Source organism: Roseibium salinum (assembly GCF_026240905.1).
Taxonomy (GTDB): Bacteria; Pseudomonadota; Alphaproteobacteria; order Rhizobiales; family Stappiaceae; genus Roseibium; species Roseibium salinum.
This window is the reverse complement of record NZ_JAPEVI010000003.1, coordinates 2,118,019-2,140,330: the sequence shown is the minus strand read 5'-3', so window position 1 is coordinate 2,140,330 and position 22,312 is coordinate 2,118,019. Positions and strand designations below refer to the sequence as shown.

Here is a 22,312-nt window from a genome sequence, read left to right as displayed (position 1 = left end):
GGTCCGTCAAGGCGGCGCTTGAAGGGCAAGCCGTTGAAAGCCAACCTCTAACCGATACCCAGCATCTTCCGGTTGGCTGCCTCATCAGTACCGCCATCGGCAAAATCATCAAAGGCCTTTTCAGTTACACGAATAATGTGGTCCCTGACAAATTGCGCGCCTTCCCGGGCACCGTCTTCCGGGTGTTTCAGGCAGCATTCCCATTCCACGACGGCCCAGCCGTCGAAGTCATTGGCTGCCATCTTGGAGAACACCGCGCCGAAATCGACCTGGCCGTCGCCGAGGGAGCGGAACCGGCCGGCCCGGCTCACCCAGGACTGATAGCCGCCGTAAACGCCCTGGCGTCCGGTTGGATTGAACTCCGCGTCCTTGACGTGGAACATACCGATCCGGTCCTTGTAGATGTCGATATTGTCCAGATAGTCCAGGCATTGCAGCACATAGTGGGACGGGTCGTAGAGCATCTTGCAGCGGCCGTGGCCGTTCAGCCTTTCCAGGAACATTTCGAAGGTGGTGCCGTCGTGCAGATCCTCGCCCGGATGGATCTCGTAGCAGATGTCCACGCCCATTTCGTCTGCATAATCGAGGATCGGCCGCCAGCGTCTGGCGAGTTCATCGAACGCGGTGTCGATCAGTCCGGCGGGCCGCTGCGGCCAAGGATAGACATAGGGCCAGGCGAGCGCTCCGGAAAAGGTGACATGAGCGGTGATGTCGAGATTGCGGCTCGCGGCCAGCGCCAGCTTCAGCTGGTCGACGGCCCATGTCTGGCGGGCCGCCGGGTTGCCGCGCACTTCCGGTACGGCGAAGCCGTCGAATGCCGTGTCGTAGGCCGGATGCACGGCCACGAGCTGGCCTTGCAGGTGGGTCGAGAGTTCGGTGATCTCGACGCCATTCTCCCTGGCCGTGCCGACGAGCTCATCGCAATAGGTCTTGGAGCTGGCGGCTTTCTCCAGGTCGATCAGACGCGTGTCCCAGCTCGGCACCTGAACGCCTATATAGCCGCAGTCGGCCGCCCATTTCGTGATTGAGGCCCAGGAATTGAAAGGCACTTCATCCCCTGCGAACTGGGCAAGAAAAAGCGCTGGACCCTTTATGGTGTTCATGATGGTCTCCAGGAGGTTGAACGGGAGGCAATGGCCTCACCATCGAGGGGACAAAAGGGGCCGGGACCCCATCGCGCAAAGCCCCGGCCAGATCAACCTGCACTCAGTCTGGTCAACTGGGTGCAGAAGGCTGATCGGTTTCCTGGTGCTGGAGCAGTTTGCTCCAGAGACTTCCGCAGACTCTAGAACGGCGAGTCGGGGAAGTAGTAGCTTTCGGCGTTTTCGCGGGTGATCAGCGTCGCGCCGAGAATGTAGCGGCCGGCGACCGGTCCGTTGGACTTGAACGCAGCCACCGTTGCGTCCATGGCCGTTGCGATCATCGCGGGCGGATAAAGCACATCGACCGGGATCAGTTCATCGCCGTCCATGATGCCCTTGATGATTTCCTTCATGCCGGCACCGCCGACGACGAACATGCCGTCGCCATCGCGTCCCGCCTGTTTCAGTGCGGCAACCACGCCGACGGCAATGTCATCGTCCTGGGCCCAGACGGCGTCGATATCGGGGAAGCGGGACAGGAAGTCCTGCATCACCTCAAAGCCGTCGTCGCGGTTCCAGTTGGCGTGCTTGTGATCGAGCACATTGATGCCGGAGCCTTCGATTTCCTCCATGAAGGCATCGAAGCGCTCATTGTCGATCACGGTCGGAATGCCGCGCAGAATGACGATGTTGTCGCCTTCCTTCAGGCGGGACTTCATGTATTTGGCGGAGACCCGCCCGAGTTCCGGGTTGTTGCCGGCGACATAGAGGTCCTCGATGCCCGGCTGGCTGAGGCCGCGATCGACGACCGTGATCCAAGCACCGGATTCCTTGACGTTCATCACGGGATCGGTGAGCGGTTCGGACTCGAACGGCAGCACAACGAGCGCGTCGATCTGGTGGACCGAGACAAGGTCCTCCAGCGCGCTTGCTTGTGCACCCGGATCCGGAGAGTTGACCAGGATCAGGTCCACATCCGGATAGAGCTCTTCCAGGCGCTTTTCGGCCTGTTCCGCGTGCCAGTTCATCCCGGCGGCCCAGGCATGGGTCGGGGTTGGATAGCTGACGCCGATCTTGATTTTATCCTGTGCGGCCGCGGACCCTGCAAAAGCAAGGGTTCCGGCCACCGCCAGCACTCCCAAAGCATTTCTCATGAGCATTGTTTCCTCCTCCAATGCTGCCGATTGGACGCACCTTTCCCGTCCGGTGCGAGCCGGTTCGATACAGGGGACGGGTCCCGATCTCCTTGAACGTCGCGCTATGCCTTTCCGCTCTTGCCGAGCTTCCAGTCACTGCGCTGCAAAAGAACCGCAACGATGATGATCAAGCCCTGCATCGTGCCGTTCAGGTAATTCGAGATCATGTCGGTGAAGTTCAGAATGTTGCCGATGGTGGTCAGGATCAGCGCGCCCAGGATCGTGCCGCCGACCCGGCCGTAACCGCCCTTGAGCACCGTGCCGCCGATGATCACGGCCGCGATCGCCTCCAGTTCCCACAGCACGCCGGTCGAGGCGGAGGCGGAGCCGAGGCGCGGCACATAGATGATCGTGGCAAAGGAGACGCACAGGCCCTGGATGATGTAGGTCAGCGTCTTCACCCGGTCGACATTGATCGCCGAGTATTTCGCGACCGCTTCATTTGACCCGATGGCGGTGCAGTAGCGCCCGAAGGCCGTCCGGTTGAGCAGCAGCCAGCCGCAGATGGCAACAGCGATGAACACCCAGACGGGGAAGGGCAGGCCCAGGAACGTTTCGTAATAGACCGGCCGATAGGTGCCGCGGATGTTGAAGTCCAGGGACAATGTACCGCCGTCGGCGAAATAGGTGACCAGCGACCGGTAGATCCCCATCGTGCCAAGCGTCACGATGAATGCTTCGATCTTGCCCTTGGTGGTCAGAGCCCCGTTGATCCAGCCGGCGCCAATGCCGAGGATGATGGCAACGCCGCAGCCGAGCAGGACCGTCGGCACACCGGCGCCGAATGTTTCGACCGCACTGTTCATGACAATGATCATGACGCCGGCAATGGCCGCGGCCATGGAGCCGACCGAAAGATCGATGCCCCCGGCGGTGATCACGAACGTGGCGCCGACCGCGATGATGCCGATAAAGGCCGATCGGGTCAGCAGGTTGGTCAGGTTGCCCTCGCTGACGAAGGACGGGTTCAGGAGGAACCCGATGATGCACAGCAGCAGCAACGCCAGGGCCGGGCCGAGCGTCTTGAAGTCGATGGAAGACCGTCTGGCGGCCTTGGCAGCTGAATCCCCGGATGCAGTTGTCATGGTCAATGAAGTTCCTCCCGCTTCAGCCCCGCGGCGTAGCGCATGATTTCGTTTTCGTTGATGTGATCGCCGGTCAGCACGCCGGTGATATGCCCCTCGCGCATCACCACGACCCGGTGGCAGATGCCGATGATCTCCGGCATTTCCGACGATATGACGACGACGGAAACGCCTTCGGCCGCCAGCGCGGCGATGAAGTGGTAGATCTGCTGCTTGGTGCCGACATCGATGCCTCTGGTGGGCTCGTCGATGATGACGATCCTGGGGTCGCCTTCCATTGTCTTGGCCAACAGAAGCTTCTGCTGGTTGCCGCCGGAGAGCTTGCCGACGATTGTTTCCACATCGAGGGTCCGCACGTCGAACCGCCGGATGGCGCGCTGGAGGGCCTGTTCCTCCGCCTTGGTGTCGATCGTGAAGTTCTTCACGAATTTCGGCAATGCGAACAGGGTCAGGTTCGGCCGCATCTTCTTGTCGAGCAGCAGTCCCTTTTCCTTCCGGTCCTTGGTGAGATACGCAAGGCCGGCATCGCGGGCCTTCGCAACCGTCATGGACCCGGCATCATGGCCGAAGAGCTTGATGGTCCCGCTTTCGACGGGAGCAAGCCCGCAGATCGCTTCGAAGACGGCCGTCCTGCCGGAGCCGATCAGGCCGGAAAACCCGAGTATTTCTCCCCTGCGCAGGCTGAAGCTGACATTGCGGACACCTGGCGCACGCAGATTGGCGACTTCCAGGACCAGTTCGGCATCGACATCGGCCTCATGCATGGGCGGGTAGAGGTCGGAGAGCTCGCGCCCGACCATCATCTGCGCCATCATGTCCGGCGTCAGGTCTGCCGAGGGCCGCGTATCGATCCACTGGCCGTCGCGCAGGATGGTCACACGGTCGGCGATGGCCTTCACCTCGCTGAGCTTGTGCGAGACGAAAACGATGCCGACGCCGCTTTGCTTCAGCTTTTTCACCTGCCGGAAGAAGACCACGGTTTCCTCTTCGGTCAGAACCGCGGTCGGCTCGTCCATGATGAGGATACGCGCGTTCCGGCTGACGGCCTTGACGATCTCGACCATCTGTTTCTGGGCAATGGTAAGATCGGAGATGCGGTCGGTGGGGGAAATGGCAAGGCCGATTTCATCGAGGTATTTCTGGACCTTCGCCCGCATGGCGGCGCGGTCCAGGAAGCCGTTCTTTCTCAGTTCGCGGCCGAGAAAGACGTTTTCTTCCACGGTCATCTGCTCGGCCAGATTGAGCTCCTGGTGGATCAGGACAACCCCGAGCTTTTCGGCGGCGCCATTCGGGGGAAGGGAGGTCGATTGTCCGTCCAGCCGGATCTGACCCGAAGTCGGGTCGTGGAAACCCGACAGAATTTTCATCAGCGTCGATTTGCCGGCGCCGTTTTCGCCGATCAGCGCGTGGACTTCGCCCGGCCGCACGTCCATGCTGACACTGAACAGCACCGGCACGGGGCCGAAGGACTTGCTGATATTGACGGCCTCGATGATCGGCGCAGGAGCGGACGCTTCAGCGTGCATTCTTGGTTCCTCCCAGGCGCCAAACCCTCTTCCACATTGGCGCCATGATTGAAATGTAAACGTTTTCACGAGGCATGTAAACCTTTACATCGGCCGCTGTAAACCTTTTCACAATCGATAATACGCATTATACAGCTTAGACCACATTGAAAATCATGCACTTATGCCGATTGGAAATGCGCCCGCACTGAACCGACCTGAGGGCTGAAAATGAGCGAACCGGTGGACCGGCCGGCGACAATCGAGGACGTTGCAAAGCTTGCGGGCGTTTCCATCGCGACGGTCAGCCGCGCCTTGCGTTCCCCGGAGAAAGTCGCCGAGAGCACGCGAAAGAAGGTCACCGCCGCCATTGCGCGCACGGGCTACATGGCCAACGCCATGGCGCAGAACCTTCGCATGCAGCGCTCAAAAATGGTTCTGGTGCTGGCGTCCTCCATTGCCGATCCGAATTTTCCCGGCATCCTGACGGGCCTGGAAAAGGCGGCCAACGACAGGGGGTACGGGGTCCTGATCGGCAATACGGAAGGAACCAGCGGCCTGGAGCAGAACTACCTGCGGTTCCTGTCGACCGGCATGGCGGACGGCCTCGTGCTCATGACCGGTCACATCCCGGTCGCGGGCGAGCCCCCGGCGTCCCTGGCATCGCTTCCGCCGATCGTTGCAACGGAACGGCCGGCGGCAAACCCGCAGATCAGCTATGTCGGCGTCGATGATGTGGCGGCCTCGAAGGTGGCGACGGAATACCTGATTTCGCTCGGCCACAGGAGGATCACCTACATATCCGGCGGTCCGGCCGATATCCGCAGCGATCTGCGGCATTCCGGCTACCAAAGGGGATTGAAGGAATCGCCCGAGAACCTCCGCGACTGGCGGGTAGAGGGGGACGGCTCGGCCGAGAGCGGGCGCGCGGCCGTCGAGCGGCTGTTCATCAAGGACGACCTGCCCACGGCCTTTTTCTGCTTCAACGACAACACCGCCATCGGCGTGATCTCGGCGCTGCAACTGCGCGGCTACAATGTGCCGGAAGACTTCTCGGTGCTCGGCTTCGACGACATTCCCTTCGCTAACAACTTCACGCCGGGTCTCACCACCATCCGCCAGCCGCGTCATCACATCGGCGAAATGGCCATGAACATCCTGCTCGACCGGCTCGCAAACCGCTCCCTTGCCACGCAGACCCACCTGCTGCACGGCGACCTGATCGTGCGCGAGAGCTGCGGCGGGGTTTCGAGGAAGGTGAAATAGGCAAGGGAGTTCTCGCCGCACGTCGCCGCATCGACGCGTGTGGAAGGGCCTACCCTCCTTGCCAGGCCTTCACGGCGTCGAGCGGATAGGTCAGCATCAGCACATTCAATGTGAGATTGTCCCGGATAACCCAGAGCGCCAGCAGCTCGAAGGCAATGGCGGCCAATATGGTGAGCCAGACCGGCATGCGCCAGGCGAAGAAGAAGCCGACGAGCATCCACCAGATGTCGAATGTCGAGTTCAGCACGCTGTCGCCGGCATAACCGACCGCCATCGTCTCCTCGCGGTAGCGATTGATGATCCAGGGGCTGTTTTCGACGATTTCCCAGGCGGCTTCGATGAAGATCGCGCCGAGCGCTCGCTCGCCCACCGGCCGCTTACGAAGGACCAGCCAGAAGAACCAGTAAAACAGGAAGCCGTGAATGATATGCGAAGGCGTGTACCAGTCGGCGATGTGCTGTGAAGTGCCGGAGACATCGTCCGTCGGCGTCCAGAAAAGAACGTAACCGCATTCGCAGATGGGCATCCGTCCCATGGCCAACAGGATGCCTATGGTGGCGGCAATCATGATCAAGCCGATGAGAAGGCATTTGCTGGGGCTCAAGGAACTCTCCTCGGACGGGAAGGGGGCTTGTGATTCTATGCTGGAAATTTAGCCTGATTCTCTCTATGACCTTGCGCCAACGAAACATCAATCCGTCCGGCTCCATGTGACAGCTGCGCCCCGGCTCTCCGGCGCGTTTGCGCAGCTCCGCCGGAACCGGAATCAGGAGATCATTATGACCAGCCTCAACGGCGTGGCGCCTCACCAAGCCCGGCGCACCTTTGCGATCATTTCCCACCCGGATGCCGGTAAGACGACGCTCACCGAAAAGCTGCTGCTTTCGGGCGGCGCGATCCGGGCCGCCGGCCAGGTACGGGCGCGCGGCGAGCGTCGCCGCGCCCGCTCCGACTGGATGAAGATCGAGCAGGAGCGCGGGATCTCCGTTTCGTCCTCCGTAATGACGTTCGAGCGCAACGGCATCATCTACAATCTGCTCGACACGCCGGGCCACGAGGACTTTTCCGAAGACACCTACCGCACGCTCACCGCCGTGGACGCGGCGATCATGGTGATCGATGCGGCCAAAGGCATCGAGACCCAGACCCGGAAGCTGTTCGAGGTCTGCCGCCTGCGCGACATTCCGATCATCACCTTCGTCAACAAGATCGACCGGGAAGGGCGCCATGCCCTGGAAATCCTCGACGAGGTCCAGGAAGCCCTGGCGCTTGACGTTTCGCCGCAGACCTGGCCGGTCGGCATGGGCTCCGACTTCTTCGGCGTCTACGATTGGAAAAAGAAGAAATTCCATACCTCGGCCGGCGAGCGCGGCGGCCCCTATGCCGTGACCAGGGATGTTTCCGGGCTGGACGACGAGATCCTGACCGGCACGGTTTTCGACCGGATCATGGACGAGCTTACGGAAAACGTCGAACTGGGCGCTGAAGGCTACGCCCGGTTCGACAAGGAGAGCTTCCTGGAAGGCCATATGACGCCGGTGTTCTTCGGCTCCGCGCTCAGGGACTACGGCGTCGAGGAACTGCTTGACTTCATTGCCGACTTTGCCCCGCCGCCGCATTCCCAGCCGGCGACGGGCGGGCGGACCATCATGCCGAATGAGGACAAGGTCACCGGATTCGTCTTCAAGGTTCAGGCGAACATGGACCCGAAACACCGTGACCGCATTGCCTTCGTCCGCCTGTGCTCGGGCACGTTCAAGCGCGGCATGAAGCTGAAGCACGTGCGCGCGGACAAGACGATCGCCGTTTCCGCGCCTATCTTCTTTTTCGCCGAAGAGCGCGAAATCGCCGACCTTGCCTATCCGGGCGACGTGATCGGCGTGCCAAACCACGGCCAGCTTCGCGTCGGCGACACCCTGACCGAGGGCGAGAACATTCACGTCACCGGACTTCCGGCCTTTGCACCGGAGATCCTGCGCCGCGTGCGCCTTTCCGACACCATGCGCGTCAAGCAGATGCGCCAGGGCCTGCAGGATCTCGCGGAAGAAGGCCTGGTCCAGATCTTCAAGCCGGACCTGGGCTCGAACTGGATCGTCGGCGTGGTCGGCGCGCTGCAGCTCGACGTGGTCGTCGATCGCCTGAAGGCCGAATACGGCACCGAGATCGGCTTTGAAGCCGTGCCGTACACCACGGCTCGCTGGATCGAGGCCGACAATCAGACCATGCAGAAGATGCTGACGGGCCATCGCATGTCGATAGCCAATGACCGGGACGACCGGCCGGTGTTCCTGTTCAAGAACGCTTGGGAAATCGGCCACGTCACTGAAAAATTCCCGGACGCGAAATTCCGCGAAACACGGGAAATCGTTCACGAGGCGTGACGGCGGGCGATCGGTCGCCGGACGGGTTTTGCGGCAAACGTATCCACAGGGGCGGCCGCTGTCCAAGCAGTATCCTGCTGGTAAATTTTACGTATGATTTATGCGAATTCTCGGCTTGTTTCCCCTGTCAATTATAGGGAAAGAATAAAAGCAAGGTGGAAATCTGCAACTTTTAGGTTCAGGTGATAACACTCCTCTAACCCTATCTGTTGATAGATTCGAATCTTTACCGAAATGTATGTCGGTTTCGCTGTACTACTACGAGCTAGCAGTAGGGCAGCAGCAATGAATGTGACCGTGCTCAATCGTGACGCGCCTGGTGAGTATGGCTCTCCGTCCGCGCTTCAACGACAGAAAGTTGAAGCGCAAGCGGTTGAGATCCGGCGTCTTTCAAAACCTTTTTGGGCCACTGTCGTCATCGGCGCAGTGAGCCTGATGGCGTTCGTCACGTTCCTTTCCCATTCCCTCGACCGCAACTCGATCCGTTCATCGGAGCAGATATTCACGTCAATGCTAGGAGACCGCTCCGAGCATCTCGCCGACATTACGCTCGAATATGGCTACTGGGATATCGCCGTCGAGAATCTCGTCGACCAGGTCAACATGAAATGGGTGGAGGAGACCTTCGTCGATTACATGCAGGAAGAACTGCAGATCGAAGGGATCCATCTGATTGACGGAAACAATCAGCCGAAGCTGCATGTGGTTGAAGGCAATGTTGCCGAGGCGGATATCGTCTCCCGCTACGGCGATGCAGTCCATCAGTTGATCAGGGGCGCCAGAGAAACCCCCAGGGACCGCTCTCCCACGCCGGCGACCGGCCTGATCGGAACCCTGGACAGGCTCTATCTCGCCAGTGCCGCGCTGATGACGACCTATGAGGGCGACACGGATACCAACACGGACCATGTGCTGATCTTCGCCCGGCCGATGGACGAAGCATTGCTTGCCCGGCTCAGCGAGAAATACCGGCTCCCGGATCTGCGTCTTTCCACCAGCCCGCCGGCATTCTGGCAGGCTGGATATCCGGTTGAGACAATCGACGACCGGCATGTCGGCTATTTCATCTGGAATCCGGAACTGGCGGGCGTCAAGCTTCTGCCGCTTCTGGGCCTGTGCGTTCTCATCGTCTATGCGAGCATGTTTTTCTCCGCGCGGCTGTTTTTTCGCAGAGCGTCGGAAGTTGTCGGTGCCTTGCAGGAAGCCAAGCAGCAGGCGGACAAGGCGCGGGAACTTCTGGCGAGCCAGGCGCGCAGCGACCCGCTGACCGGACTGTGGAACCGCCGCTACCTGGACGAAGTGCTGGCCAGGCTTGAAACCGCCGATGAGGCGTCCGGAGACTATGCGCTCCTCTACGCCGATCTCGACCGGTTCAAGGTGATCAACGACACATTCGGGCACGAGGCCGGCGATCAGGTGCTCCAGCATGTCGCGGATTGTCTGAGGGCCCTGGTGAGAGCCGAAGATGCCATTTTCAGGCTCGGCGGCGACGAATTCATCATCATGTTCGGCAACGCCAACCGGGAGCGTGTCCTGGCGGCCGCCCGCGCGCTGATCGACCGACTCAGCAAGCCGCTCAATCTCGACGGAGCAATTTGCGATTTCGGGGCAAGTGTCGGGATCAGCTTCTCCCGGGATCCCTCGGAACTTCTCAAGCAGGCCGACGAGGCGCTCTATTCGGCCAAGAACGGTGGCCGGGGCCAACTGGCCGTTTACTCTGAGGACAGCCGCCGGAGGCGATGACCTCTCGAACACCACGAGTTCATGCAGGGCCGGAAACGATCAGCCTGGCCCGTGCTGCCGCAAGCGGCTGGAAGGCCCTCGCTTCTGCATAAAAAAAACCGGCCAAATGAGGCCGGTTTTCCGTTCAGTCAGTCTGCCGGTTACGATGCCCGGGCTGACGGCAGTTCGATGTCGATGCCGAGGGTGGTGACGTCGCCGGAGCGGTCCATTTCGAGGCGCACCGCATCCGGGTCGATATCGACGCGCTTGGCGACGACTGCGAGAATGTCTTCCCTGAGACTTGAGATCAGGGCGGCGTCGGAACCGTCATCGGCCCGCTCGTGAGCCAGCAGGATTTGCAGCCGGTTCTTGGCAACCGAAGCGCTTTCCCCTCTTTTGCCGAAGAAGTTCAACAGGTTCATGCCGCTCTCCCCCTGAAGAACTTGCCGAGCAGGCCCTTCTTTCCTTCAGGTATGGTCACCGGAATATCCTCTCCGAGCAGTCGGCGCGTTGCCTCCATATAGGCTTTCGCGGCCGGGGAGTTCTCGTCCGAAAGGGTGATCGGCAGGCCGACGTTGGAGGCTTTCAGCACATCCCTGCTTTCCGGCACCACGCCGATCAGCGGCACGGAGAGAATGTCGACCACATCGTCGGTGGCCAGCATGTCGCCGGTCTTCGCCCGCTCGCTGTCGTAGCGGGTGATCATCAGGTGCTTGGGCATGCGTCCGCCGTCTTCCGCGATCTTGGTCTTCGCGTCGAGAAGACCGATGATCCGGTCGCAGTCGCGCACGGACGAAACTTCCGGGTTGGACACGATGATGGCTTCGTCCGCATGGCGCATGGCCAGCGTCGCGCCGCGCTCGATACCGGCCGGGCTGTCGCAGATGACCCAGTCGAAATACATGCGCAATTCGCCGATCACTCTCTCGACGCCTTCCTCCGTCAGGGCATCCTTGTCCCGGGTCTGGGAGGCGGGCAGGAGGAAGAGGTTGTTGAGTTTCTTGTCGCGGACCAGCGCCTGTTTGATCGAGGCTTCGCCCCGCACGACGTTGACGAGGTCAAACACGACACGGCGCTCCGCGCCCATGATCAGGTCGAGGTTGCGCAGGCCGACGTCGAAGTCGACGGCGCAGACCTGATAGCCTTCCTTGGCGAGCGCCGAGGCAACAGCTGCGGAAGTGGTGGTTTTGCCCACCCCGCCTTTGCCTGACGTGACCACAACGACGGTTGCGTTGCTCATGGTGTTCGTCCTGTTTTGCTGTCAGTGCCGGCCGCCTTTGATCGGCCGGGACTTCGGTTAATTCAGTTCTTCGAAAACCAACGTCTCGTTTTCGAAGCGGATCTGCGCCGGTGCGTTGCGGAAGGCGCCGTCGAAATCTTCGGCGACCTTGTAGAGCCCGTTGATGGAGACAAGTTCCGCGTCCAGCTTGGAGCAGAAGATGCGGGCGCCGTCCTTGCCCGAGACCCCGGCAAGGGCCCGGCCGCGCAGGGCGCCGTAGACATGGATGGAGCCTCCGGCGATGATCTCCGCGCCGGAACTGACCGAACCGATCACCGTGACATCGCCGTCGGGATGAAGGATGCTCTGTCCGGAACGCACCGGTTCGGTAATCACGATGGACGAGCCGTTCGGCACGCTGGCAACGTCGGCGGTTGCGGCGGGGGACTGATCACCGTCATCCTTGGCTGCGCCGTTGACTGCCGCCCCGTTCGCCGCGGCCTTGCCGCCGGTTTCCGTCTTGGCTTCCGAGGTGGCCGGTTTTGCACCCGCGCCGCCGGCCGGTTCGGGAACATCGACATCGGACGTCAGACGCCCGCCGGAAAAGCTCGGCGGCATGCCGGGCTTCAGGCGGGTTCCGGCAACGCCGTCGATACCCATGACGCGGACGGATCGCTCGTTCAGCCCCGCAAGCAGTTCTTCCAGTTCATCGATCGGGATCTTGCTGCCGCGTACGTCCAGGACGATCGGCCGATCGATGAAAAAGCCCGGCGAGCGCGCGATGATGCGATCGATTTCCTGGAACCAGTCCGTGAACGGCGGTTCGGGTGTCAGAACGATCGCAATAAAGGATTTTCCCTTGAACTTCATAAATGAGGTCCGGCGGCCCTAGAAAGTCAGGTTGATTTGGTCCGGTAAACCTATCATTAACCGAACCGCACAATCGGGCAGACATCCGTTTTCCACCGATATCGATTTTCTCGCGATATTTCAGGCAATTGGCCGTTCCGCCGAGGGGGCTTGAGGGTATCTTCGACACCTGCTTGCCAGAATTGCCGAGGCTGCGCGCGGGAATCGCCGCAAAACCCTCCTCCGAGGTCCTTTGCCGGTGCAGGAATTCACTTATTTCCCGTTAGAGACTGGATTTTTGCCATATTGCAGCGCAATATAGCCTAAGACCGGTAGGGGGCGTATAGGCGTTCTGGGGAAGTTGATGAGTAATTTCAGTGACATGATGGGTTATCTCGGTCTGAGCCACGACGAGGCCGCGGCAGCTCTGAATGTGTCGAAAGATGAAATTGTTCGCTGGTGCAGCACGAGTGAGGCGCCGCCGATCCACATCTGGCAGCGCCTCGTGCGTATGCTGGACGAGATCCGCATGTCGGCCGAGGAAGCAGCAAAGTCCGCCGATCTGGATCACATCGATGCGTCGGACCTGAACCGGATCACATTGACGGTTCCCGGCCAGGGCGCATCGGAGTTTGCCGGGCTCAAACGGGCGGCGACCGCAATGGCTGTCGCAACGCTTGCCCGCGTTTTCGTCTGATCAGGCATGTGGAGCCTGTTTTCACAGGCAATTCGGCAGTTTTTCCCTGACCGGCGCCGAACTGCCCTTTGGCAAGTAAGCGCTTTCTGGTAAGCAGAATTCTTGAGTCGGCTTCCCCATCGTCCCCGGCGCAAGGCGGCCATGCCCCATGACGCCTCAAATCCTCGACTTTCAAGGCCCCGCCCATGTCAGCAACGCTCAAGGGACTTGCCGCTGCGCTATTCGCCTTCGCGCTCTTTTCCAGCCATGACGCGATCATCAAGGCGCTCGGCGGAACCTATCCGGTTTTTCAGATCATCTTCTTTTCGATGCTCTTTGCCTTCGTGCCGATGTCGATGCTGATGCTTGCGGACAAGGCGGCCGCCAATTTCCGGCCGCGGCACCCCTGGCTGGTGCTGCTGCGTTCAGGTCTCGCCATCGTTTCCATGTCCTGTGCGTTCTACGCCTTCACATCTCTGCCGCTGGCCGAGGTCTATGCCCTGCTTTTCGCAATGCCCTTGCTGGTCACGGCGCTCTCCGTGCCGTTGCTCGGAGAAAAGGTGCGCATTCAGCGCTGGGCGGCCGTCCTCGTCGGTCTGGTCGGTGTTCTGGTCGTTCTGCGGCCCGGAGTGACGGAACTGGCGCCGGGGCATGCGGCCGCGCTCGTTGCCGCACTGGCAAGTGCGCTTTCCACCATCCTGGTGCGCAAGCTTGGCGCCGAGGAGCGCTCGGCCGTACTCATTCTGTATCCGATGATCGTCTCCATGACGGCCATGTCGTTGACCCTGCCGGCGGTCTATGTGCCGGTGGAGCTCATCGACCTCGGCATGATGGCGGCGATCGGTTTTCTTTCCGTATTGGCGCAGTTCTTCACGATTTCCGCCTACCGGGCGGCCCCGGCCGCGGTGGTCGCGCCCCTGCAATACAGCCAGATCCTCTGGGCGACCTTGTTCGGTGCCCTGTTCTTTGCCGAGAGACCCGACTTCTATGTGGCCGTCGGGTCTTCGATCATCATTGCGTCCGGCATCTTCGTGGTCTGGCGGGAAAGCCGGGAGAACGTCTCGAACAAGACGCCTGTCCTGAAGACCGCCAATCCGCGCTTCGATACCGGCCCGCAGCCGAAGTGATGTGCCGAAGGTCAGCGGGCGGGCCGGTCAGTCAAGCCGCTTCTTGAAGCGGAAGGCCGCAACGGTCATGCCGAGCACGAAGAAGCCGAACATCCACAAGGCGTCCCGGTGGAGGTCGATGAGACTTGCGTCGCGAAGCACGAAGCCGCGGACCATGCGCATGAAATGGGTCGCTGGGAAAATTTCGGCGATGTACTGCGCGATCTCCGGCATGCCTTCGTAGGGAAACATGAAGCCGGACAGGAGGATCGAGGGCAGCAGCACGAATACCGTCATCTGGGTTGCCTGCAGCTGGCTCTTTGCAATGGTCGACAGCACCAGCCCCAGGGACAGGCTTGCGCCGATGAAAAGAAGCGTTCCGGCCAACAGGTCCGGCAGCCTTGATCCGTAGGGAACGTTGAACAGAAGGTGCCCGAGGCCCAGAATGAGGATGGTCTGCACCAGCCCGATGAAGATATAGGGAATGATTTTTCCGATCATCAGCTCCATCGGGCGCACCGGCGTGTTGATCAGCATCTCCATGTTGCCGCGCTCCCGCTCGCGCACGATTGCGGCCGAGGTGAACATGATCATGGTCATGGTGAGAATGATGCCCACCAGTCCCGGCACGATATTGACCGCCGTCCGCTGTTCCGGATTGAAGAACAGCGCTACCTCGAAGGTTGGCGTCGAACGGTTCGCGGGCTTTCGGAACAGCTCGGTCAGCGGCATGTTCCGCAGGCTCTTGATGGCCCCGGCGATCATCGTGTCCGAGCCGTCGACGATCCATTGCGCCACCGGGCGGCTGGTTTCCTCATCGGTCGAAGGCGGTGTGCCGAAGCCGAGTGCCGGCGAGCGCACGGCGCGCTGGGCGACGTCGCGGGGAATGATGAAGGCGGCCCTGACCCTGGCCGCCTTGATCGCAGCTTCCGCTTCCTCGACACTGTTCAGCCGCTCCGCGACCGTCACCACCCGCGTCGCTTCGACAACCTGTATCAGCACCCGGCTGATGCCCGTCTGGCTGTGATCGACCACGGCGACCGGAATGTCGCGGATGTTGGTGTTGATGGCATAGCCGAACAGGATGAGCTGGATCAGCGGGATCATGATCACCATGCCGAAGGTCATCCGGTCCCGGCGCAGCTGCGCCAGTTCCTTGAAAAACAGCGCGGCGATGCGGGAAATGGGTCTCATTGGCGGCCCTCTCCGGTCGCGGTGACGAAGACGTCTTCCAGGTTGGGCCGCACCCGTTCGATGACGCTGGCGCCATCGGTTTCCGGCTTGTCCTTGAGGAAGGCTTCCGGATCGGCGATATCGTCCCTGACAAGGACCCGCAGGCGTGCGCCCAGCTGCGCGGCGGCCATGATGCCGTCCGAGCCCAGAAGACCGCGGCGGATGTCGCGCAGGTTCCGGGCCTCGATTTCGACCACATTGGCCCCCAAGGCCGCCATCAGCTCCTTCGGCGCCCCGTCTGCACGCTTCTGGCCCGCTTCCAGGATCGCGATCTTGTGGCAGCGTTCCGCTTCATCCATGAAATGGGTGGTGACGATGATCGAGGTGCCGCCCTCGACAAGATCGAACAGCTCTTCCCAGAAGTGACGGCGCGATTCGGGATCCACCGCCGAGGTCGGCTCGTCCAGAAAGAGGAGCTGCGGCTCGTGCAGAACGGCCGTTGCCAGGGCAAGGCGCTGGCGCTGGCCGCCGCTCATCTTGCCGGCAAAGCGGTTCTTCAGGTCGCTCAGCTGATAGCGCTCCATGACCTCTGCGATCCGCTGCTTCCGCTTCTTTCTGCCCAGGCCGTAGATCGTCGCCATGAAATCGAGGTTCTCCAGCACCGTCAGGTCGCCGTAGAGCGAGAAGGTCTGGGTCATGTAGCCGATCTTGTATTTCAGCGTTTCCGCATCCTTGGGAATGGCAAGGCCGAGGACTTCCACAGTGCCTTCGCTCGGCGTCAGAAGGCCGGTGAGCATGCGTATGGCCGTGGTCTTGCCGCTGCCGTTGGGGCCCAGGAACCCGTAGATCATGCCGCGCTCGATCGTCAGGTCCAGCCCGTCGACCGCCCGGAAATCATTGAACTTCTTCACCAGGCCTTCCGCCCGGACGACGATTTCCCGGTTATTGGCGGTCACGGCAGAACGACCTGCGCAGGAACGCCGTTGGGCAGATCGGCGGCGCTGTCGGGCAGTTGGATTTCGGCCACATACATCAGCCGGGCCCGTTCCGTCTGATTGAGCGCATAATAGGGCGTGAAGGAGGGTTCCGAGCTGATCCAGCGAACGAAGCCGTCGACCGGCTCGTCCAGGCCGTCGATGCGGACTTCCAACTTGTCGCCTTCGCTGATCTTCACCCGATGGGGCTCGGGTATGTAGACCCTCGCATAGGGGGCCTTGCCTGCCAGCATGACGGCAATCGGACTTCCCATCGTCACCCGTTCGCCGAGGTTCCACGGCAGATTGTCCAGCATGCCGTCGCGCGAAGCCGTGATGGTCAGATCGGCGAGGATCTTCTCCTGGGTTTCCACGCTCGCCTCGGCGGCCGCAAGCTCTGCCCTGGCTATGTCGAGGTCTTCCGCCCGCGTGCCCGCCATCAGCTCTTTCAACTCCTCCTCGGCATTGTCCAGCGATGCGGCGGCGGCATCCCGGGCCGCCCGCGCACTGTCGAGCTTGGCCTGGCTGGTTGTTCCCCGGGCGGTCAGATCCTTCGCGCGCTTGAAGGTGCTTTCGGCGTCCAGCAGCTCCGCCCTGGCTCCGGCCACCATGGCCCTGGCCTTGGCGATCACCTCTTCGCGTGCGCCGTTTTCAAGCTTCTGGAGGTTTGCCTTCGCCTTCTGGACTTCCGCACGGGCCTGGTTGACGACTGCCTGCTGCTCGGCCGGATCGAGCCGGGCCAGAACCGTGCCCTTCTTGACGAAGGTGCCCTGAGCCACCGGCAGTTCGACCAGCACCTCATTCGCCGTTGCCGTCAGCGCAACGCGGTCCCGCTCCAGCGTACCGAGCGCGACGTTACCGTCCTCACCAAAGCAGCCCGCCAGGAAAAGACAAACCACGCCGGCCGCGGCCGGGCGAAAAAGGGATGACAGCATGAATTCCTCCTAGGAGACGGCAGGAAGCGAGTAATGTGAATCGGATTAACTTTAGATCGCTTGAGCGGGCGAGTACAGTCGGTCAAACGGAAAAAAAGCCGGGCGAGTGCCCGGCGTTGGTGTAGGGGTCGACAGGGGACTTCCTTTCGCTCCGGCTCGGGAGCAAGGAAGCGCATTGTCAGCTGGCGCGTTTGAAGACGTTGTACCAGCGCTTCTTCGGCACGGTAATCGCGCGTTCGAGGAGCTCGGCCGCATAGAGCGAAGCGTTTTCTCTTGCCTTGGCAACGCCGGAGACCTGCGAGGGGTCGAGATTGGAAAGGCCGCCGCCGAATTCGAACAGATCGCGAAACGCGGCACGCTCGACGATCGGCGTCATCAGCACATCGATGTCCTGCGCGCACAGGAAGTCTTGCACGGCCCTCATTGCGCGCGTGGTAACGGCGGCATTGGTGCGGGTGAGGACCACGCAGTGGCGGATGTCGTGGCGGACGATCTTTTCCAGCTTCTTGATCAGCGTGAGGATCTTGGCGCCGCCGCGCGCATCCATGGAAGAACCCTGGATGGGCACCACCACGAGGTCGGATACGGACAGCGCATTGGCAACGATCAGATTTTCCGTGCCCTCGAGATCCACGACCACATAGTCGGAGCACTCAGCTGCCTGAAGGATCTGCTCGGTCAGAGAGGCGGGCGAGAATTCGCTCACCACTGAAATGCCCGGACACTGGTTCGGCAGTTCGTACCATCTCGTGATCCATTTCTGCGGGTCGGCGTCGAAAATGGTGACGCGCTTGCCCCGCGCCGCGACCTCTGTCGCCAGCAGCAAGGCAGCCGTTGTTTTTCCGGCGCCGCCCTTTGCGTTTGCGAAGGAAATGACTGGCATCTGTGATCTCCTGACCTGGCCGTGCATCGTCTTTTGCAGAGGTCTCTGGCGGACCTGTTTGCACGATAGTGGGAGTTTTATGGTTACCAATTCCTTAAATTCGCAAAATGGCACACTGAAATTCAGAAAGTCTTAGGACTTTGGCGATGAGACGCCAAAACACCCTGATAAAATTGGCAGGGATGGCGAGCCGAAAGGGGTTCTGTTTACACCTGCCAAGCTTTCGTGTCGGGAAAACTTCGCAGCCATATAGGCTCTTCTGCGATTCTTTGCCTGAGAGTTCTGACGAGCAGGGAGTGCACATATTACCGCCTGCCGCCGATTGCATGAGGAATTGGCGCCGCGTAGGTTATGGACGATCACGTGATTTACTTCGACAAAGGAAGCTCCATGGCGCACCGGTTGCCCACCGCACGCATAGTCCGCATGACACGCACGCTGCTGCTGGGAGCGCTTGTCGCACTTGCAGGCGCAGCGGCGCCGGCAGGGGCCGAAGCTCTCAAACCCTTCAAGGACGGGCTTTTCCGCTACAAGGTCACCGAAACACTTTATGGCGGCGATTTCACCGTCGTCGAATACTCCAAGCAGCGGGACCTGCGCGACCGGGACGAGGTCGACGAACGGAAGGTCTACGGCAATTACGTCTCCTATCATCCCAAACGGAGCCGGGGCAGCGCCGAGCTGAAAGCCAATGGCCGGCTTATCGAATACATGGGCACGGGCAAGTGGAAGGGCGGGGCCAGGACCATCGTCATCTATATCCACGGCCAGGGCGGCAACCGCTTCCAGGGCATGAACGACGTGTCCTTCGGGGGAAATTTCAACCGGGTGCAGAACCTGATGACCCGCAACGGCGGGGCTTATCTCACCGTCGACGTCAACGATTTCGGCGCCCGCGGCACGGCGGACGTGGCGGCGCTGATCCAGTATCAGAAGCAACTGTCGCCTCAGGCGAGGGTCGTCGTGGCCTGCGGCTCCATGGGCGGGATCATCTGCTGGAATCTCCTCAAGAACGGCAACTACGCCAGCATGCTGAGCGGCATCCTGCTGCTGGGTTCGCCGAAGGATCCCGGGTTCCTGTCCTCCGGTGCCCTGTCCCGCAACGTGCCGATCTATATGGGCTACGGGACGCTGGACAGTGTCTATGACTGGGAGACCCAGGCGAATTTCTTCAAGCAGATAAAGTCCGCGGCGCCGGGCTATCCGATCAAGTTCACCCTGTTCGACACTGGTACCCACGGCACACCTATCCGCATGACCGACTGGCGCCTGATCCTCAACTGGATGCTGGGCTAGAGTATGGGGCCATACCCTAGGTACGGAAAGCCACCATCTTGCGTTTGCTGACGATTTCAGGGTTTGCCGCGGCCGTCATCTGCGCCGGGCTGGCCGCCGCCTACAGCAACGGGCTGATGCAACTGATCCTGGCCGGATATCCGCCCGCCGTTTGGCCCGCCTCGGGATCGTTCGAGATCGTCGCCGGAGCGCCTCAGCCGCACGCGGCAAGGGCGCCCGGGACCCGGCTCGACCGGCGCGGCCGCGAGCTTTTCGCAAACTCGGGCAGCCGGGCCCTTCTGGCGATGCGCGGCGGGCAGCTTCTCCTTGAAACCTACGCCGACGGCATCGGGCCCGGCACCAGGCTGAATTCCTATTCGCTCGTCAAGAGCCTGGTCGGCGCGCTGGTTCTGAAGGCGGTCTCGGAGGGAAAGATCACCAGCCTGGAGGATCCGGTCGGCTCCTATCTCGCGGGCTTCGGCCCCGAAGTTTTTCGGGGAGGCCGATCCGCAGTTTCCTGGAAATGCGCAGCGGGCTGGAGTTCGAGGAAGACGGAGCGGACAAGCAGAACCGTCTCGCCGCCTACAATCCATTCGGTAATCTGGCCCGGTTGCATGCAGGCGGTCTTTCGGCGGTGGAGGGGCAATTGGCCGTTCTGCCGCAGAACCGGGATGGTTTTTCCTATCAGAATGTCAACACGGCGGTGCTCGGCAGGCTGCTGTCGGAGGTCTACCGCCAACCTCTCCACGACATTCTTGCGCAGAAGATCTGGCAGCCGGCGGGCGCCGCGGAAGCCTTCTGGCTTCGCCATGGCGAGGCAAGTGAGGTTACAGCCTATTGCTGCCTCTTTGCCACGCCCCGGGACTGGATCGGCGTTGGCCGGTTCCTGATGGAAAACGGCAGCCGGGCAGAGCCCTTCCTGCGGGATGACCTGTGGCAGGAGTTCTTCGGCAGTGGTCTCGGCCGGCAGGATCTCGTTGACGGGTCCTATGGCCTCCATGTCCGCCACAACATCCTCGACCGGCAGGGACAGGCCCTGCAGGGGCCGTTCACCTACATGATGGGGCAGGGCGGCCAGATCGTTTACATTATGCCGGAGAAGGATCTGGTCGTGGTCCGCTTCGGCGAACAGCACTCCCTGCTCCATTCGACGCTGTATTCGGCCTGGAACAGCCTGACCGCCGGGAACGTATCGGCGCAGTGAGCGAATGCGCGCGCACCGCGCAGCCAGCAAAACGGCGACGCCGCCACCAAAGTCAGGCTGTTTTTTCCGAAGTCGCCAACTCACCCGGCCAGGCCTTCAGCAATCCCTCCGCCAGATGATCGAACACCGTCCTGATCCGCCGGCTCGTATGGAGTTCCCGGTGGGTGACCAGCCAGATCGGGAAGTGGATCGGTTCGACATCCTCGAATGCCGGGACGACCTCCGGGCAGCGGGCGGCGATTTCGTCGGCCATGATGCTGAGCCCAAGGCCCTGGCGGGCATATTCCCAGGCGACAATACCGCTCGGGCAGCTCAGCTTGATATTGGCCTCGCTCACGGCGAGCCCGAAGGCGCGAAGATATCCGACGAGTTCCTTGTTGTTGTCGAAGCCGATGAAATCCAGATGCTCGGCGTCCTTGCGTGTCAGCTTCCGCCCGAGAGGCTGCAGGAATGACCGCGCCGCATAGATCCGGGCCGGGGCGTCCCGCAGCTTGCGGGCATAAAGGTCCGGATGATCCGGCTCCACATGGCGGATGGCAATATCCGCCTCGCGGCGGCGCAGGTCGCTGAGACTGTTGGAACAGTGGATCCTGATTTCGACCCCGGGCGCCTTGTGGCGCAGCTCGCGCAGCATGTCGGGAAGAACATGCGCCGCCATCAGGTCCGTGGCCGAGACGGTCACGAGCCCTTCGATCTGCTGCGACTGGCCGGAGGCCGCAAGCGACATCCGACCGGCCGCGTCGCCCATGGCGCGCACATGCTCGGCAAGCTCGATGCCGGCTTCCGTCAGGATGAGAGACTTGGAGACACGCTCGAAAAGAGTGACGCCAAGCGCCGCCTCGAGCGCCGCAACCTGCCGGCTCAAGGTCGGCTGTGTGAGCCCGAGCGCGCGGGCGGCTGCGGACAAGGATCCTTCCTCCGCCGTGACGAGAAAGGCGCGGGCCTGGTTCCAGTCGAAGGTGATATTCTGCCAGTTCATGCAATTACGTATATCATCCAGGCGAATTTCGGCAATTTACCTTCGAAAAACGTATCGATAAGACAGCACCAGTGGCTCCTTTCCCGACGGTATCTTCATGACGACACACGCAGCATTCTGGACGAAAACCGCCCGCAAATACGCGGCCAGCAAGGTCAGGGATCAGGCGGCCTATGAAAAGACGCTGTCCCGGACGATCGAACATCTTGGGCCGCAGGACAGCGTCCTGGAACTGGGGTGCGGCACGGGGTCGACGGCGCTGCTGCTGGCGCGCCATGTCAGATCCTACCTGGCGACGGATTTCGCCTCCGGCATGATCGCGATCGCGGACGACAAACTGGCCGCCGAGCGGGAGAGCGGCACCAGCCACGAAGGCCTCCGGTTTCTCGTTGCCGATGCCTTTGACGAAAGGGTGCGGCCCGCCGACGGGCAGGACAGCGGCTATGATGCGGTGCTCGCCTTCAATTTCTTCCATCTTGTTGAAAATCCGGACGATCTTCTCGCACGGGTCCGGGACCTGTTGAAGCCGGGCGGTCTTTATATTTCCAAGACCGTTTGCCTGAAGCGCAAGGCCTGGCTGTTCAGCCCGCTGATCGCCGTGATGCGCCTCTTCGGCAAGGCGCCCTACGTGAACATGTTGTCGTTTCAGGAGGTGGAGCGGATGATCCGCCAGGCGGGTTTCGAGATCATCGAGACCGGCACCTATCCGGAGCCCTACAGCCGCTTCGTTGTGGCCCGGAAGGTTTAGCAGGCTGCTACCAAGTTCCTCTCCGTCGTCCTCCCGGCCAAGCGCAGCGCGAGC

The 22,312-nt window shown here is 61.4% G+C and carries 21 protein-coding genes; 8 read left to right on the top strand and 13 right to left on the bottom strand.

Annotated features, from left to right (window positions below; all coding sequences use genetic code 11):
• Positions 1–47: 47 nt before the first annotated feature.
• The 4 genes from ON753_RS14480 to ON753_RS14465 form a co-directional block, all read right to left on the bottom strand.
• Positions 48–1,103, bottom strand: a complete 1,056-nt coding sequence (locus tag ON753_RS14480; protein WP_265963336.1) for a sugar phosphate isomerase/epimerase family protein — start codon at positions 1,101–1,103, stop codon at positions 48–50.
• Between the two features lie 182 nt (positions 1,104–1,285).
• Positions 1,286–2,242, bottom strand: coding sequence for a substrate-binding domain-containing protein (locus ON753_RS14475; protein WP_265963335.1), 957 nt, complete (start codon positions 2,240–2,242; stop codon positions 1,286–1,288).
• A 98-nt stretch (positions 2,243–2,340) separates the two neighbouring features.
• Positions 2,341–3,363 (bottom strand): ABC transporter permease, encoded by a 1,023-nt coding sequence (locus ON753_RS14470; protein ID WP_265963334.1) that lies wholly within the window; start codon positions 3,361–3,363, stop codon positions 2,341–2,343.
• 2 nt (positions 3,364–3,365) lie between these two features.
• Positions 3,366–4,889, bottom strand: coding sequence for a sugar ABC transporter ATP-binding protein (locus ON753_RS14465; protein ID WP_265963333.1), 1,524 nt, complete (start codon positions 4,887–4,889; stop codon positions 3,366–3,368).
• Positions 4,890–5,099: 210 nt separating this feature from the next.
• Here ON753_RS14465 and ON753_RS14460 point away from each other — a divergent pair, with 210 nt between their 5' ends.
• The gene (locus ON753_RS14460) at positions 5,100–6,134 is read left to right on the top strand and encodes a LacI family DNA-binding transcriptional regulator (RefSeq protein WP_265963332.1); all 1,035 of its coding nucleotides are present in this window, start codon (positions 5,100–5,102) and stop codon (positions 6,132–6,134) included.
• A gap of 49 nt (positions 6,135–6,183) precedes the next feature.
• Here ON753_RS14460 and ON753_RS14455 read toward each other — a convergent pair whose 3' ends face one another.
• Positions 6,184–6,738 (bottom strand): DUF2585 domain-containing protein, encoded by a 555-nt coding sequence (locus ON753_RS14455; protein WP_265963331.1) that lies wholly within the window; start codon positions 6,736–6,738, stop codon positions 6,184–6,186.
• A 175-nt stretch (positions 6,739–6,913) separates the two neighbouring features.
• On the opposite strand from ON753_RS14455, the gene ON753_RS14450 reads away from it, so the two are divergent.
• Together ON753_RS14450 and ON753_RS14445 are read left to right on the top strand one after the other, a co-directional pair.
• Positions 6,914–8,515, top strand: coding sequence for a peptide chain release factor 3 (locus tag ON753_RS14450; protein ID WP_265963330.1), 1,602 nt, complete (start codon positions 6,914–6,916; stop codon positions 8,513–8,515).
• A gap of 435 nt (positions 8,516–8,950) precedes the next feature.
• Positions 8,951–10,258 carry a GGDEF domain-containing protein gene (locus tag ON753_RS14445; RefSeq protein ID WP_265963329.1) on the top strand — a complete coding sequence of 436 codons (1,308 nt, stop codon included), beginning with the start codon at positions 8,951–8,953 and terminating at the stop codon, positions 10,256–10,258.
• Between the two features lie 140 nt (positions 10,259–10,398).
• On the opposite strand, the gene minE is transcribed toward ON753_RS14445, so the two are convergent.
• Genes minE through minC form a run of 3 tightly spaced genes read right to left on the bottom strand, consistent with a single transcriptional unit; the run spans position 10,399 to position 12,326 of the window.
• Positions 10,399–10,659, bottom strand: coding sequence for a cell division topological specificity factor MinE (gene minE, locus ON753_RS14440; protein ID WP_265963328.1), 261 nt, complete (start codon positions 10,657–10,659; stop codon positions 10,399–10,401).
• On the bottom strand, positions 10,656–11,477 hold the full coding sequence (minD, locus tag ON753_RS14435; protein ID WP_265963327.1) for a septum site-determining protein MinD: 822 nt from the start codon (positions 11,475–11,477) through the stop codon (positions 10,656–10,658). Before minD ends, minE begins: the two co-directional genes overlap by 4 nt.
• Before the next feature lie 57 nt (positions 11,478–11,534).
• Entirely contained in the window at positions 11,535–12,326 is a 792-nt protein-coding gene (minC, locus tag ON753_RS14430) for a septum site-determining protein MinC (protein WP_265963326.1), read from the bottom strand.
• 343 nt (positions 12,327–12,669) lie between these two features.
• Here minC and ON753_RS14425 point away from each other — a divergent pair, with 343 nt between their 5' ends.
• Positions 12,670–13,002: a hypothetical protein gene (locus tag ON753_RS14425; protein ID WP_265963325.1), complete on the top strand. Its 333-nt coding sequence runs from the start codon at positions 12,670–12,672 to the stop codon at positions 13,000–13,002.
• 185 nt (positions 13,003–13,187) lie between these two features.
• Entirely contained in the window at positions 13,188–14,108 is a 921-nt protein-coding gene (locus tag ON753_RS14420; RefSeq protein WP_265963324.1) for a DMT family transporter, read from the top strand.
• A gap of 27 nt (positions 14,109–14,135) precedes the next feature.
• Here the strand turns inward: ON753_RS14420 and ON753_RS14415 are convergent, their stop codons facing one another.
• From ON753_RS14415 to ON753_RS14400, 4 genes are all read right to left on the bottom strand, one after another.
• Positions 14,136–15,281, bottom strand: coding sequence for an ABC transporter permease (locus tag ON753_RS14415; protein ID WP_265963323.1), 1,146 nt, complete (start codon positions 15,279–15,281; stop codon positions 14,136–14,138).
• Entirely contained in the window at positions 15,278–16,216 is a 939-nt protein-coding gene (locus ON753_RS14410) for an ABC transporter ATP-binding protein (protein WP_265963322.1), read from the bottom strand. The genes ON753_RS14415 and ON753_RS14410 overlap by 4 nt, the downstream gene beginning before the upstream one ends.
• Positions 16,213–17,169, bottom strand: a complete 957-nt coding sequence (locus ON753_RS14405) for an HlyD family secretion protein (RefSeq protein ID WP_265963321.1) — start codon at positions 17,167–17,169, stop codon at positions 16,213–16,215. Before ON753_RS14405 ends, ON753_RS14410 begins: the two co-directional genes overlap by 4 nt.
• A gap of 178 nt (positions 17,170–17,347) precedes the next feature.
• Positions 17,348–18,052, bottom strand: coding sequence for a ParA family protein (locus tag ON753_RS14400; protein WP_265963320.1), 705 nt, complete (start codon positions 18,050–18,052; stop codon positions 17,348–17,350).
• Between the two features lie 426 nt (positions 18,053–18,478).
• Here ON753_RS14400 and ON753_RS14395 point away from each other — a divergent pair, with 426 nt between their 5' ends.
• Together ON753_RS14395 and ON753_RS14390 are read left to right on the top strand one after the other, a co-directional pair.
• On the top strand, positions 18,479–19,348 hold the full coding sequence (locus ON753_RS14395) for a lipase family protein (protein WP_265963319.1): 870 nt from the start codon (positions 18,479–18,481) through the stop codon (positions 19,346–19,348).
• Between the two features lie 484 nt (positions 19,349–19,832).
• Entirely contained in the window at positions 19,833–20,531 is a 699-nt protein-coding gene (locus ON753_RS14390) for a serine hydrolase (RefSeq protein WP_265967163.1), read from the top strand.
• Between the two features lie 52 nt (positions 20,532–20,583).
• On the opposite strand, the gene ON753_RS14385 is transcribed toward ON753_RS14390, so the two are convergent.
• On the bottom strand, positions 20,584–21,510 hold the full coding sequence (locus ON753_RS14385) for a LysR family transcriptional regulator (RefSeq protein WP_265963318.1): 927 nt from the start codon (positions 21,508–21,510) through the stop codon (positions 20,584–20,586).
• Between the two features lie 97 nt (positions 21,511–21,607).
• On the opposite strand from ON753_RS14385, the gene ON753_RS14380 reads away from it, so the two are divergent.
• The gene (locus tag ON753_RS14380) at positions 21,608–22,258 is read left to right on the top strand and encodes a class I SAM-dependent methyltransferase (protein WP_265963317.1); all 651 of its coding nucleotides are present in this window, start codon (positions 21,608–21,610) and stop codon (positions 22,256–22,258) included.
• Positions 22,259–22,312 lie beyond the last annotated feature (54 nt).

Bases quoted from the DNA above. Each gene is read 5' to 3' on its own strand.
- ON753_RS14475 (WP_265963335.1), bottom strand. From the start codon at position 2,242: ATGCTCATGAGAAATGCTTTGGGAGTGCTGGCGGTGGCCGGAACCCTT.
- ON753_RS14400 (WP_265963320.1), bottom strand. From the start codon at position 18,052: ATGCCAGTCATTTCCTTCGCAAACGCAAAGGGCGGCGCCGGAAAAACA.
- ON753_RS14450 (WP_265963330.1), top strand. From the start codon at position 6,914: ATGACCAGCCTCAACGGCGTGGCGCCTCACCAAGCCCGGCGCACCTTT.
- ON753_RS14420 (WP_265963324.1), top strand. From the start codon at position 13,188: ATGTCAGCAACGCTCAAGGGACTTGCCGCTGCGCTATTCGCCTTCGCG.
- ON753_RS14480 (WP_265963336.1), bottom strand. From the start codon at position 1,103: ATGAACACCATAAAGGGTCCAGCGCTTTTTCTTGCCCAGTTCGCAGGG.
- minC (WP_265963326.1), bottom strand. From the start codon at position 12,326: ATGAAGTTCAAGGGAAAATCCTTTATTGCGATCGTTCTGACACCCGAA.
- ON753_RS14415 (WP_265963323.1), bottom strand. From the start codon at position 15,281: ATGAGACCCATTTCCCGCATCGCCGCGCTGTTTTTCAAGGAACTGGCG.
- ON753_RS14425 (WP_265963325.1), top strand. From the start codon at position 12,670: ATGAGTAATTTCAGTGACATGATGGGTTATCTCGGTCTGAGCCACGAC.
- ON753_RS14395 (WP_265963319.1), top strand. From the start codon at position 18,479: ATGACACGCACGCTGCTGCTGGGAGCGCTTGTCGCACTTGCAGGCGCA.
- ON753_RS14465 (WP_265963333.1), bottom strand. From the start codon at position 4,889: ATGCACGCTGAAGCGTCCGCTCCTGCGCCGATCATCGAGGCCGTCAAT.
- ON753_RS14460 (WP_265963332.1), top strand. From the start codon at position 5,100: ATGAGCGAACCGGTGGACCGGCCGGCGACAATCGAGGACGTTGCAAAG.
- ON753_RS14385 (WP_265963318.1), bottom strand. From the start codon at position 21,510: ATGAACTGGCAGAATATCACCTTCGACTGGAACCAGGCCCGCGCCTTT.
- ON753_RS14380 (WP_265963317.1), top strand. From the start codon at position 21,608: ATGACGACACACGCAGCATTCTGGACGAAAACCGCCCGCAAATACGCG.
- minD (WP_265963327.1), bottom strand. From the start codon at position 11,477: ATGAGCAACGCAACCGTCGTTGTGGTCACGTCAGGCAAAGGCGGGGTG.
- ON753_RS14405 (WP_265963321.1), bottom strand. From the start codon at position 17,169: ATGCTGTCATCCCTTTTTCGCCCGGCCGCGGCCGGCGTGGTTTGTCTT.
- ON753_RS14445 (WP_265963329.1), top strand. From the start codon at position 8,951: ATGGCGTTCGTCACGTTCCTTTCCCATTCCCTCGACCGCAACTCGATC.
- minE (WP_265963328.1), bottom strand. From the start codon at position 10,659: ATGAACCTGTTGAACTTCTTCGGCAAAAGAGGGGAAAGCGCTTCGGTT.
- ON753_RS14470 (WP_265963334.1), bottom strand. From the start codon at position 3,363: ATGACAACTGCATCCGGGGATTCAGCTGCCAAGGCCGCCAGACGGTCT.